This is a genomic window from Mesorhizobium sp. CNPSo 4689 (assembly GCF_057784325.1).
This window is the reverse complement of the sequence record NZ_JBWLUZ010000009.1, coordinates 1-13,570: the sequence shown is the minus strand read 5'-3', so window position 1 is coordinate 13,570 and position 13,570 is coordinate 1. Positions and strand designations below refer to the sequence as shown.

The 13,570-nt window shown below is 60.4% G+C and carries 10 protein-coding genes; 8 read left to right on the top strand and 2 right to left on the bottom strand.

The genetic code is table 11. The annotated features are described in order from the left end of the window. Nucleotides 1-40: 40 nt before the first annotated feature. Together AC04SI_RS15035 and AC04SI_RS15030 are read right to left on the bottom strand one after the other, a co-directional pair. On the bottom strand, nucleotides 41-1,207 hold the full coding sequence (locus tag AC04SI_RS15035; RefSeq protein WP_488474415.1) for a mandelate racemase/muconate lactonizing enzyme family protein: 1,167 nt from the start codon (nucleotides 1,205-1,207) through the stop codon (nucleotides 41-43). A gap of 57 nt (nucleotides 1,208-1,264) precedes the next feature. Beyond that, a complete protein-coding gene (locus AC04SI_RS15030; protein WP_404279033.1) occupies nucleotides 1,265-1,975 on the bottom strand; it encodes a GntR family transcriptional regulator in 711 nt (236 codons plus the stop codon). A 212-nt stretch (nucleotides 1,976-2,187) separates the two neighbouring features. Between AC04SI_RS15030 and AC04SI_RS15025 the strand changes: the two genes are divergently transcribed. The 8 genes from AC04SI_RS15025 to AC04SI_RS14990 form a co-directional block, all read left to right on the top strand. Beyond that, nucleotides 2,188-3,669, top strand: coding sequence for an ABC transporter substrate-binding protein (locus AC04SI_RS15025; RefSeq protein WP_404279067.1), 1,482 nt, complete (start codon nucleotides 2,188-2,190; stop codon nucleotides 3,667-3,669). 77 nt (nucleotides 3,670-3,746) lie between these two features. Further along, the gene (locus AC04SI_RS15020) at nucleotides 3,747-4,694 is read left to right on the top strand and encodes a carbohydrate ABC transporter permease (protein WP_404279035.1); all 948 of its coding nucleotides are present in this window, start codon (nucleotides 3,747-3,749) and stop codon (nucleotides 4,692-4,694) included. Next, nucleotides 4,691-5,581, top strand: a complete 891-nt coding sequence (locus tag AC04SI_RS15015; RefSeq protein WP_404279037.1) for a carbohydrate ABC transporter permease — start codon at nucleotides 4,691-4,693, stop codon at nucleotides 5,579-5,581. Before AC04SI_RS15020 ends, AC04SI_RS15015 begins: the two co-directional genes overlap by 4 nt. 10 nt (nucleotides 5,582-5,591) lie before the next feature. Then, nucleotides 5,592-6,689 (top strand): ABC transporter ATP-binding protein, encoded by a 1,098-nt coding sequence (locus tag AC04SI_RS15010; RefSeq protein ID WP_404279039.1) that lies wholly within the window; start codon nucleotides 5,592-5,594, stop codon nucleotides 6,687-6,689. A 31-nt stretch (nucleotides 6,690-6,720) separates the two neighbouring features. Next, entirely contained in the window at nucleotides 6,721-7,884 is a 1,164-nt protein-coding gene (locus AC04SI_RS15005) for a mandelate racemase/muconate lactonizing enzyme family protein (protein ID WP_488474414.1), read from the top strand. Nucleotides 7,885-7,907: 23 nt separating this feature from the next. Continuing rightward, entirely contained in the window at nucleotides 7,908-8,657 is a 750-nt protein-coding gene (locus tag AC04SI_RS15000; protein WP_404279044.1) for a ribonuclease activity regulator RraA, read from the top strand. Nucleotides 8,658-9,701: 1,044 nt separating this feature from the next. Next, entirely contained in the window at nucleotides 9,702-11,993 is a 2,292-nt protein-coding gene (locus AC04SI_RS14995) for a toxin TcdB middle/N-terminal domain-containing protein (RefSeq protein ID WP_488474413.1), read from the top strand. Beyond that, nucleotides 11,884-13,570 (top strand): hypothetical protein (locus tag AC04SI_RS14990; protein WP_488474412.1); only part of this gene is annotated, 1,687 nt, incomplete at its 3' end. The genes AC04SI_RS14995 and AC04SI_RS14990, both read left to right, overlap by 110 nt.

The window sequence follows — 13,570 nt, the reverse complement described above, 5'->3', positions numbered from 1 at the left end:
AGGCTTTGTCGCCCCAAACGCCGGCCGGCATGGACCGTTGCTAACTCAGCTCAATCTTATGGGCCTGCAGGTAATCGCGGTTCATCTCGACACCGAGACCGGGTTTTGACGTCAGCTTGAGGCTACCGTTCGAAACGTCGAGCGGTCTGTCGATGAGATGATCGTATTTGCCCAGGTTCCACTCCGACGTTTCGAGTTTGTAGAAGTTGGGAACGGTCATCATCACCTGCGCTCCCGCAACCACGTTGATCGGCCCCGCAGCATCATGCGGCGAGACCGGGATGTAGTAGGCTTCGCAAAGGGCGGATATCTTCTTGAGCTCGGTAATGCCGCCGGTCCAGGTGACGTCCGGCATGATGTAGTCGGCGAGCCGGTTCTCAAGGACCGGCACGAAATCCCATTTCGTGTGGCCGCGCTCGCCCCACGAGATGGCGGCACTGACTTTTTCACGCACCTGCCTGAGGGCGTTGAGGCTCTCGGGCGGACAGGGTTCTTCGAACCAGTCTATCTGGCCGGCTTCCTCAAGGCTCCGACAGAGGCGAATGGCGGTGGGAACGTCGAAGCGGCCATGCGCATCGATGAGAATGTCGACGTCAGACCCCGCCGTTTCGCGGATCAGCGCCGTGAGTTCGGCCGCCTTGCGCTCGTCCTTGCGCGTCATGCTGCCATCGAGGTAGCCATCCCGCTGTTCGCGTGACTGCCCATCGGGGCTGCGGCCCTGGTGCGGGAACGGGTCGAACTTCAGCGCCTTGTGCCCGGATTCGACGATATCGCGAATTTCGCGGACCACAGCCTCCTTGCTGGTAAATTTGGCTTGGTTGGGATGGGTGTAGAGCGCGATTTCATCGCGTACCGGTCCGCCGAGCAGCTCGTAAATCGGCGTGCCAAGGACTTTGCCCCGGATGTCCCAGAGGGCGATATCGATGGCGCTCACGCATTCGACGGCGCCGCCGCGGCTGCCCATATAGGTGAAGCTGCGGAAAATCTTGTGCCACAGATGCTCGATCCGCGCTGGATCCTCGCCGGTCACGGCGAGGCCGATCTGCCGAAGGATCGTGCAGAGAGCGCGGTTGGCGAGCCTGGTAGTGGTTGTGATCTCTCCCCAGCCACTCACCCCCTCATCGGTCGTCACTTCGACAAACAGGTACTCTCCCCAATAAGAAGCATCGGATTTGATCAGCCACGGCCGAATGCTCGTGATTTTCATCTCTCAACTACCTTTATCTGGAATGACCCCGAATAGCAGTGTTCCGGACCGAATATTCTACCCCGCCCGAGCGGCGTTACGCGCGCGCATGTGCTCGAGGACATGCCGACCGGAGCCCTCGACATGGCGCCCAATGAGTTCGGCTGCCTCGTCGGCATTTCCCGCTTTTACATGCGCGATGAGCTCGCGGTGTTCGCGAAGGATCGCGGCACGCCGGGCGAGCGTGAAATTGAAACGCCGGCTCACGGCTCGCAGCACTTCGCGATGCTTCCACCAAAGCTCGGCCGCATGGCGGTTATAGTGCCTCTGGTACATCACGGTGTGAAAAGCGGTATCCAGCTCACTGTGCCTGAACGTGTCGGCAAAGTTGTTCTCTTCAATCAGGGCCTGGATACGTTCGAGTTCGGCAATGTCCTCGACGGTCGCCATATTCACGAACCATCGCGTCAGGGCCGGCTCGATCAGGACTCCGATCTCGTAGATATCCCGGACAAAATCCTGGTCTATAGGTCGAACGCGCGCGCCTCGGTTGGGAACGAAGGTGACAAAGCCCTCGCCGCGCAACAGCTGCAGAGCTTCGCGCACGGGGTTGGTCGAGGTGCCGTGACGCCGGGCGAGATCGGTTACCACAAGCCGTTCGTTGGCGGCGAGCCGCCCCTCGATGATGTCTTCCCTGATCAGTTGATAAAGCGAGGCGCCCTCGCTTGAGGCCCCGAGAGGGTCAATCCCCTCGGGTGGCTCTGCTTTAAAATCGCTTGTTTCGGCCAAGCCCGGCTCCCCTCGATCAATACACATTTTGTTCGATATCACGCACGGTTTCCATAAACAATGTACGATTTATCGCGTTGACAGACAATCTGCGATCTGAAAACGTACAAAGTGCTCGAAGGGATACATTGAATAGCTGTCTCGCAGCCGACGAGCAAAGACCGCTCGCCTCGATGCAGAGCGGCATGGGAGAGAAAACCTGGAGGATACCTATGACGAGGATTACACTCGGCGGTGCCGTCCTGCGCGGCACTGTCTCCGCTGCTTTAATGGCATCTTTGATGTCGGCATCGGCGCTGGGTGCGGCGCCGGTCGACTTGAGCAAGTGGTCGCCGGAATATGTGCGCTCCATTGCAGGCACACAGGATTTTGATACGGCGGCCGATTGCGCCAAGGTCACCCCGCTCGACTACAAGGGGCGACTGACTTTCTGGTATCAGGGCGTGTTCGAGGGCGACCCCGACCTCCTGCGCCAGTACTACAAGGATTTCTTCGAGACCTTCCGCAAGACCTATCCGAACATCCAGCTCGAGGAACAAGCCCTCACCTATAACGACCTTCTTGACAAGTTCCGCACGGCGCTCCTTGGCAATGCCGCGCCGATGGCGGTACGCCTGCAAATCCTGGGTGGCACCGAGTTCGCCTCAAAGGGCTATCTGGAGCCGCTCAAGCCCGAGGACGTGGGATATTCGACCGAGGACTTTTGGCCCGGCGCCATGAAAGCCGTGACTTGGGACGGGGTGACCTACGGCATTCCAACCAACAATGAAACGATGGCGTTCATCTGGAATGCCGATATCTTCAAGCGCGCAGGTCTCGATCCGGACAAGGCTCCGGCAACCTGGGACGACGTCGTGAAGTACTCCAAGCAGATCCACGACAAGCTCGGCGTTGCCGGTTACGGCCTCGTGGCTCGCAAGAATGCCGGCAATACCCCGTACCGCTTCATGCCTCAGTTGTGGGCCTATGGCGGCGGCGTCTTCGACGAAGCCACGGCGAACCCGACCTATAAGCAGATCGAGCTCGCCAGCCCGCAGAGCAAGGCCGCGCTGCAAGCCTCTTACGATATGTATGTCCGCGACAAGTCGGTTCCGGTTTCGGCACTCACTAACCAACAGGCCGACAACCAGCCGCTGTTCCTCGCCGGCCAGCTCGGCATGATGATCTCGCACCCGTCCGACTACAATGTCATGCTCGACCTGCAGAAGAAGGCGACCGGCACCGACAAGGACAAGGCGCAGACCGTCATCGACAACATGCGCTACGGCCTAATTCCGACCGGCCCCGACGGCAAGCGCGCAGTCGTGTTCGGCGGCTCGAATATTCACATCCTGAAGCCAGAATATGTCGAGGGCGGCAAGGTAGACGAGCCGGCTGCAAAGGCCATCATCTGCATGTGGACGAGCCCTGAATGGTCGCTGAAGATGGCCTACGCCGGCTCGAACCCCGGCAACCTTAACGGCTTCAAGACCAAATGGATGAAAGAACGTCTGGACAGCATCAAGTTCCTCGATGTCACGACCTCGATGCTGCCATACGGCATCCCGTTCCCGGCGCTGCCGCAGTCTCCCGAGATCATGAACATCATCGTTCCGGACATGCTGCAAAATGCCCTGACCGGAGCGATGACCGTCGATCAGGCGGCGGACGACGCGGCCAAGAAGGTGAAAGACCTGATGGGCGGCGGACTCTAGCCGAAGCCTGACCCGCGATCTTACCGGTTGCGCCGAGAGCGCAGCCGGTTCGTTCCGAAAAACAAAGGCCCGCCAAAGTGACGATCGTGACCGGCAAGACCGGGGCTCGCGAAAGATTGCGACCCCTGCTGCGGAAGATTTGGGAGCATCGCGCTGACTACGCGTACGTGCTTCCTGCGATTGCCGTCATGCTCATCGTCATCGCCTATCCGATCTACTACACGATCGAGCTGTCGTTCTTCAACACGCCGCCTGGCCTGCAGCTCCGGGACAAGATCTTCGTCGGCGTCGGCAACTACACCTCCATCCTCACAAGTCCGGTGTTCTGGAAGGTCACCTCCAACACCCTTATCTGGACACTGGCATCCACCTTCATCGCATTTGTCCTGGGGTTTGGCTGCGCGCTGGCGCTCCATCGCGACTTTGTCGGTCGGGGTGTGCTGCGCGCTATCCTGATCATTCCCTGGGTCATCAGCGCGGTCGCCGCATCCTATATCTGGAAGTGGATCTACCATTCGGACTTTGGCATAATCGGCGCGGTGCTGGTCGGCCTCGGATTGGCCGACCGGCCGCCGAATTTCATCGACAGCGTCAGCACGGTGCTGCCCTCCCTGATCGTCGTCAATATCTGGCGCGAGTTTCCATTCGCCATGATCATGATGATGGCCGGTCTTCAGACAGTCCCCGACCAGTTGTTGCGCGCCGCAAAGGTCGACGGAGCCAATGCATGGCAGCGCTTCTGGCACGTCACCTTCCCACACCTGAGAAACGTCTCTACGGTGACGATCCTGCTGCTGGCGGTGGCCAACTTCAATTCCTTCATCATCCCCTGGATCATGACCGGCGGCGGCCCGTCGAACGCATCGCATATCTGGATCACCCACATCTATGAGCTCGCCTTCGGCCGGCAGCGCTGGGGAGTGGCATCGGCTTATTCGGTGCTGCTGTTCCTCATCCTGATGACGCTCGGCTACTTCTACGTCCGCGCGCTAAGCGGCAACGACCGGAAGGATGGCAGCGCATGAGCACGATTGCCGAGACAGCCCATCGAGGCCAGACCCGTCGCCGCATGCGCGTCGACGGATGGCGGTGGGGCGGGCGCATCTTCCTCGTGTTCATGCTGCTTTACACCGCATTGCCGATGATCTGGATGCTGATCACCTCGATCAAGTCCGGCTTCGCCGCGATGCAATTCCCGCCGCAATGGTGGCCGGAGGAGCCTACACTTGCCAGCTACCAGAAGCTGCTCGATCCACAGAACAGTGTCGGCCAGGACTTCCTCCGCTTCTTCTGGAACAGCCTTTACGTCTCCACTGCCACGACTATCCTTTCGGTGATCGTGGCGGTTCCCGCGGCCTACGCATTTTCGCGTTTCACCTTCCCGGGCCGGAACTTCCTGTTCTTCGCCGTCTTGCTTCGCAATATGTTCCCGGCGGTGATCTTCCTCGTGCCGCTCTTCATCCTGATGCGCGCGATCGGGCTGGTGAACACGCATGGCTCGCTCATTCTCACCTACCTCACATTCGGCCTGCCGCTGGCAATCTGGCTCCTCAAGGGCTTCTACGACAACATCCCGGTGCAGCTCGAGCAGGCGGCGCGCATCGATGGAGCGACGCGGTTCCAGGCCTTCATCCTGATCGTGATGCCGCTCTCGGCACCAGGAATCATCGCCACAGCGATCTATTCCTTCATCGGCGCGTGGAACGAGTACATCTATGCCTACACCTTCCTCTCCAAGAACGAGCAGCTGACCTTGCCGGTCGGCATCCAACGCTTCTTCTCGGAAAACACGACGGACTTTCCAGGCCTGATGGCGGCCAGCTTCATGATGAGCGTGCCCGTCGTGGTGCTGTTCCTCGTCCTGCAACGATACTTCGTACGCGCCCTTACAGAAGGCGCGGTCAAGCACTAGGGAGTTGCCGATGGCCCACGTGGTCCTCAAAGATCTCGTCAAGACCTATGGCAGCTTCAAAGCTGTCAATGACGTTTCGCTGACGGTCAATGATGGCGAGTTCGTTGCGCTCGTCGGTCCTTCCGGTTGCGGCAAGACAACCACGCTCAATCTCGTCGCGGGGCTGATCCCGATCACGTCAGGCGACATCGTCATCGGCGACCGCGTGGTCAACGACCTCGACCCGAAGGACAGGGACATCGCAATGGTGTTCCAGAACTACGCGCTCTATCCGCAAAAGTCGGTCTATATGAACCTCGCCTTCCCGCTGCAGATGCGCAAGCTGTCCAAGCAGGAGATCGACAAGAAGGTCAGGGAAGCGGCGCGAGTGCTCGACATGACGCAGTTGCTCGAACGCAAGCCGCGCGAACTTTCAGGTGGGCAACAGCAGCGCGTGGCCCTGGGCCGCGCCCTCGTTCGAGATCCGGCGGTGTTTCTGATGGACGAACCGCTCTCCAATCTCGACGCAAAGCTGCGCGTGCAGATGCGATCCGAAATCAAGCGGTTCCACCAGGATCTCAAGGCGACGATCGTCTATGTGACGCACGACCAGCTCGAGGCCGTGACCATGGCAGACAGGATGGCTGTGATGAACGGCGGCTACCTGCAGCAATACGATTCGCCGGCGCAAGTTTTCGCACGTCCCGCCAACATGTTCGTCGCGAGCTTCGTAGGCAGCCCGGCGATGAGCCTTGTCCCATTACAGGCATCGACGGCCAACGGGGACACCGTTCTGACGAGCGCGGAAGGCTGGAGCCTCGCACTGTCGCAACCCAACGCGCGCAAGGTCCAGGGAGCGACCTCCAGGAAGGTTGTCCTCGGTGCGCGACATTCGACGATCAAGCTGCACAAGAACGCCGTTCCCGGCGCCATTCCGGCCAAGGCCTATACGGTGGAACCAACCGGAGACATCACCTTCGTGCAGGCGTTTCTCTCCGGTGCCATCGTCAACATCAGCGTGTCGCCCAACATCGCCGTCACACCCGATGAGCAGATCTGGCTCGAGTTCGACCAGGAACGCGTCCACCTGTTCGACGGCGAAACGGAAATGGCCCTCGAGGCCAACTGAGACGGGGCGGATGCGTGTGGAACGAGCGTAAATGACGACGAAGCTGAAGATCACGGCAATCAAGCCCTATCCAGCCTGGGTGGGGACTCGCAACCAGATGCTCGTCAAGATCGAGACCGATCAGGGCATCTTCGGTTGGGGCGAGAGCGGCTTGAGCGGTCGCGAGAAGGCAGTGGCCAGCGCGCTTGAGCACTATCGTGAGTTTCTCATCGGCCGCGACCCGATGCAGATCGGCCGGATCTGGCAAGAGGTTTATCGCAGCCAATACTTCGAAGGCGGGCGCGTTCTGCAGGCCGCGATTTCCGCCATCGACATCGCCCTTCACGACATCAAGGGCAAGGCGTTGGGGGTGCCGGTCTACGAGCTGCTAGGCGGCAAGCAGCGCGACCGCATCCCCACCTTCGCCTCGACCGGAGACGAGGCCGAGGGCGACGCTGCCATCGAACGAGCCCGGGAACTGCGCGCGCAGGGGTGGCAGGCGATCCGCTTCTTCCCGTTTGGCCAAAGCAGCAAGGACATCTTCGAGCCGCGCGAGTCGATCGGCGCTACCGCGAGGATGCTAAACAAAGCACGCGAGGCGCTGGGTGACGAAGTGGTCCTCGGCATCGACTATCATCATCGGCTGTCGGTGGCCGAGACGGCGAGCTTCTGCAACAAGCTTGGCCGCGGCGTGCTCGATTTCCTCGAGGAGCCGATACGCGACGAGACACCGGAGGCCTACGAGTCCCTGCGAACGATGACCGACATCCCCTTTGCCATCGGCGAGGAATTTGCCAGCAAGTGGCAGTTTCTGCCCTATATCGAGCGCGGCATCCACCAGTTCAACCGGATCGATGTTTGCAATGTCGGTGGGCTCACTGAGGCGATGAAAGTCGCTGGCTGGAGCGAGGCGCACTATGTGGACATGATGCCGCACAATCCCCTTGGTCCAGTGTGCACGGCCGCCACCGTGCATCTCGCCGCCGCTGTAGCGAACTTTGCGTGGCTCGAGACCAGGGTGCCGGAAAGAAAGCTGGGCTTCGACAATTCCGAGTTCTTCCCCGTGCAACCACGGCTGGACGGCCCCGACTATGTGGTCAGCGATCTGCCGGGGCTGGGCGTCGAGATCAACGAGGAGGCGATCCAAGCGGAGAGTTTCCGTTTCTGGGAAGCGCCTCACCTCAAGCGCCGCGACGGATCTGTGACGAACTGGTAGTTCCTTTTCAACCGGAGTCCACGATGACACACGCTTCCGACATCACGCGACCGCCTAAAGGCTTGATCGACGCGCTAAGGGAGATCGGCGCCGCGACGGTTTCCGGCACGCTTGGCCACATGGGCTTCCGCAATCCGCACATGGTCGGTCCTGTGGCGCAGAACCACGGGAAGTCGATCGTCGGGCCGGCGCTGACGCTGCAGTTCCTGCCGCAGCGGCCCGACCTCTTCAACGAGGGAGAATATGCCGATCCGGAGACACAACTGCACCGGCACGTGCTCTATCACGCACATGAGGGCGATGTGGTCGTGGTCGACGCGCGCGGTGATATGAGCTCGGGCGTCTTCGGCGATATGATGTCGACGTATTTCAAGGGCAGAGGCGGCGCGGGTATCGTCATCGATGGATGTATGCGCGACCGGCCCAATGTCGAAAAGCTCGATCTGCCCCTATGGCTGCGCGGCTGGACGCCCAACTACCATGTGCAGACCAGCATCTATCCCAATGCCGTCAACGTTCCGATTGCCTGCGGTGGTGTCACGGTGATCCCCGGCGACATCATCATCGCCGACGACGACGGGGTGGTGGTGCTTCCCGTCGCAATGGCCCCGAAGGTAATCGAAGAGTCACAGAAGCATCACGATTGGGAGGAATTCTCGCGAGTGAAGCTCATGGAAGGCGGGTCGTTGCAACGCTATTATCCGCTGCATGACGACGCCCGCGGAGAGTACGAGGAGTGGCGAAAAGCGAGGCGCTTGGAGAACCCAAGCTAGCGCAAGGGTCAGCCGCGACGGGCGGTAGACCTTATGGCGGTGTCGCCGGCGTCTACACCGAAAGTGGGGAGGCGAATTTCGCCGCCGGGCGTCAGCTTTGCGGCGCGATGGCGGCCTCAGGCGTTAACGTCACCAGTGACCTGCTGCCAGACAACCAGCACGTCGGAATTGAAGCCGATGGCTCGCTGCACTTCAGCCGAGGTGGCGAACCGTCGCGCTGTCCGCCTCTCCGGAAATGTCAGGGGCGGATCGGGACTGGCGGTTGCCACGAAGGACCGGCCGTCCATCGAGTCATTCTTATTATTCAGACAACGTACATTGGTGACGTTGTCTTGACGTCAGCGCTGGTGCGCAATCTACGTCTCGCCTATCCAGACGTCAGAATAGCAAAGCAATCGGGTTCGATCGCCGCAGCAAGGGAAAGAGTTTGTTCCAGCGACTGAGAGAGTATCGGAGCTTGGTCTCGGATCTCCGCCAACGCCCAACACCCGCCGCAAGTCCTCGGGATCATATCGGTCTACGGGAAGCCGCTGCACTTTTCCGGCCCATCCGGCGCGAATGTTCCGATGATATCGAGCGCTTCAAAGCCGCCTTCAACACTCCGCAGGTACCTACGAAATCCCTCGCCGGGTGGCGGAGGAGCAGTGGGTCTACTACTGCGCGAAGATTGCCGTAGTCGAGACCATGACGATCATGCGTGCCTCGGCGTTTTGTCCCGCCGGCGACAAGCTAATGCGCAGCGGCAAGCCCGGTCTGCTACCCCGATGCCGTCAGCTACAATGGCACGATCGTAAAATTCTACTACGAGACCAGGCCTGACCTGATCCTGATGGGCAATGGCCGCGACATCTCCGAGACCAGCCAGCGTATCAAGGCGATCTCGGTCAAGGTCAGCGGCGCTTTCGCGGCGCCTGCAAGCTAACCTACGACCAGGCGCCGTTCTCCAACACCTCGCGGCTCACCCAGGTCACCCGCTACGGCACCGATGCCACCATCGCCGCCGACGGCACCATCACCGGCGGCACTGCGAAGGTCATCGGTCAGATGACTTATCAGAATACCGATGGGGTGTATGGGACGGTGTCGCCGGCCTTCGGGGGAGCAGGAGAAGTCGCCGATTTGGACTTTGATGGCCGAGACGAGGTCTTCGCTGACAACGTAGCCAAATCCCAAGACAGCGGCGGCCACAATGGTAGTCCAACCAATATATGGACGCGAACGAAGCGAATACACAAGTTCAACTCAAGCGGAGCGCGATCAGAAACTTTATCTGTGCAACTTGAAACAATTTCCCAGCCGGTCGACGGATCTGACAATTCTCCAACGTACTTCTCGCAGCCGGGCCGATTTATCGCGGGTAAGAGCACAATAGATTTTGCGATTTCTGCAACCAAGGGCACTGTAGACGGCGCTACCGGCAGAATTACATATACGACAACAAGATCGACTGTTCAGACGACACCACAATTGTCGATGACAAAGGTTGGCTGTGCGTCGTCATCCGGCTACGAAGCAGTATGCGCAGCAATACCGGCCGGTTCGTCTGGCGCTGTCGTCGCTGATGCCGACGGCGACGGCATCGACACGCTCAACGTTGGCGGTGGCATCGGGGTTGGCGATTTCCTTGGCAACGGCCGCCAGCAGCCGCTGGTGTGGGGTAGCGGCGGAACGGTAAGGAAGGGAACGCTATCGAACGGCACTTGGCAGGCCAGCGGTCCGTCATTCTCCATCGCGTGCCCCTCAACACAATATACGGACACGGGAAGCTGCGTTCTCGCAGACGTCAATGGCGACGGTGCGAGCGACATATTCCGCTACAACGGCATAAATATTAGCACCGGCTTGTGGCTGTCGACGGGGGCAGGCTTCAAGAACTATTCCATAACTTCGATGTCAGGCACATCCGCGGTCCTTCGAGACTTCGACAATGATGGCCGTGTGGACGTCATCACCGTCGGCGGCACGATAACCTCGCAGCCAAACCGGACTGGCACACTTCGGATTTTCTCGCTCCGGCCATCGTCGACATCGATGATGCCGGTTCAGTTCACGCTGCCGGCAGCTATGACCGCAGGCACTGTTGTCGGCGACTTCAACGGCGACGGGCTGCCGGACCTGACCAACTACAGCAGTATGTTCATCTCGAACGCCGGGACTGGCAATCCAAACCTGCTGCGCAACGTGGTGACGGAACTCGGCGGCACGGTCGCGGTCGAGTATGCGCCGTCGTCGACCTGGGCGAACAACTTCTTGCCGCAGGTGGTGCATGCGGTGACAAAACTTTCGGTCGGCGACGGCCGCGGCCAGACGGGGGTGAGCACCTATACCTATGCAGGCGGCAAGTACGATCCGGCGGCACGCAAGTTTTTGGGCTTTGCCTCGATCGTCGAGACCAAGCCGTGGGCCAATGGCGAGACAGCACCATCCAAGATCGAGACCACCTACCGGCAGGACCTGGCGAGCTATGGCCTGCCCTCGCTGACGGTGTGGAAGGACGGCGCCGGCACCGTGCACAAGCAGGTGGCCGAGACCTATGCGGTCAACACGGCGAGCAAGCCGTATTGGGTGCAGAACACGGCGACCGATACGACGGTCACCGAGGGCAGTGTCGTGCGCAGCCTCAAGGTGCAGCGCATCTTCGATGCCTATAACAACATCTTCATCCAGGACGACCACGGCCGCACAGATATCACTGGCGACGAGATACGGACGGTGCACTACTTCGCACCTAACACGTCAGCCTACATCGTGTCGTTGCCGCGTGCCGAGACAACGCAGCCAGACTTCGACGGAACGCTACCATACATAGGCTGGATTTCTAACTACTACGACAACAACCATGCCGACAACACGACGCCGCCTACCAAGGGTAACCTGACCTTGCGGGTGAGCTATAACGACATCTATTCGACCCCGCAGAAAACGACTTTCCAGTATTTTGCCTATGACAGTTTTGGCAACAGGATCTCGGCCACCAACGGTCTCGGCCACAAAACCGAGTGGGACTATGACGCCACCTATCACCTCTACCCGGTAACGCAGCGCAGCCCGCGCTATTTTGCCACCGGCGGACAGACGGCCGACACGCGTATTGTCTCGACGGCCACCTACAATGCAGTCTGCGGCCTGCCGGCGACCAAGACCGACTTCAATGGTCTCGTAAAAACCTTCACCTACGATGCCTTCTGCCGGCCTTACCACGCCTCGCAGAGCGTGACCGGCGCCTATGCCAAGACCCGCCTTCGAGAACGAGGGCAATCCGGCGACGCAGGCGCTGGTCAAATACACGCCGCTGCCCAATGGCGCCGGCGAGGACTTTGTCCGCTCCTATTATGACGGGCTTGGGCGGGTCTATCGCGTCGAGACGCCCGGAGAGACGGCGGCCGGTGCAAGACGCATTGCCGACACCGACTACGACCTTCGCGGGAATGTCCTGCGCACGGCCTTCCCGAGATTCGTCGGCGACGCAGCGCAGTGGACCACCAATTCCTATGACTGGTCGGATCGACTGGTGAAGACGGTCAACCCGGATGCCAGCCAGCGGACCTACATACACTTCCTCACCGACACAATCGGCACACCCAACCCACGACTTTACGCAGTAATCCTGACGGATGAACTCGGCCATCAGACCAAAACATGGTCGACGACTCGAGGCGACATCGCCGGCATCATGCGCGACCAGGGCGGTCTCAGCCTGACGGAGAACCGCGGCTACGACCAGCTCGGCCGGCTGATCGGGGTGACCGATCCCGGCGGCTCGAACTGGACCTATACCTACGATATGCTCGGCAACCGGCTGACGGCCTCCGATCCCGATCTCGGCACCTGGTCCTATGTCTACGATGCCGCCAACCGGCTGGTCAGCCAGACCGATGCCAGGGGTACCGTCACCAATCTCAGCTACGACCAGATAGACCGGCTGACGCTGAAGACGGCGACCGCCTCGGGCGGCAGCCCGGTGACGCTGACCCAAAACACCTATGATCAGGCCGCCGCCGGCTATTACAACATCGGCCAGTTGACGACCTCGACCAATCCGGCCGCCACGCAGAGCTACAAATATGACGGCTTCGCCAAGGTCGCCCGTCAGGACGCAACCATCGGCACGCTAACCCACACCACGACCAGCGTCCGCGATGCCTCGGGCCAGGCGATTGCCACACAATACCTGCCGGTGCAGCTCGACTTCGGCACGACTGCTGCCCCACTGCAATACACCGCTGGCAACATGCTGCTCTCCGCCCCCGGCTTCATCACCTCGACGCTCTACGAGGCCGATGGCCAGACCAAGGAGATCAACTATGCCAACGGTGTGAAGACGGCCTTCACCTATTCGCCCACCCGGCGCTGGCTGACACGTGTCACCACGGCCAAGGGCGCAACAATCCTGCTCGACGATCAATATGCGAGAGACAACCTCGGCCGCATCACCGGCACGACGGGGCTGACCGCTTCCGACAGTTGGACCTATGGCTATGACAATGCCGACCGGCTGACGTCGTCCGACAATCTCGGCAATAACATGCTGGACGAAACCTTCGTCTACGCCGCCAACGACAATATGATCTCGCGCAGCCGTGTGGCTGGTACCTATGTCTATCCCGCGGCAAGTGCTGCTCGTCCGCACGCACCAACCTCGGTCGGCGCCAATGCGATGGCCTATGATGCCAATGGCAATCTCACCTCCGATGGCAGCCGCACGCTTGCCTGGGACGAGGCCAACCGGCTGAAGACGGTCACGCTCGCTTCCAACACGGTGACGCTCGCCTATGGTCCGGATGGAGCGCGAGCGAAGAAGACCTCCTCCTTCGCCACCACGCTCTATCCCGACGCCAATGTCGAGATCAATCCGGCGACGCCGGGAGCGGAGGTCTACACGCGCTATCCGCATCCCGACATCAAGGTGGTGG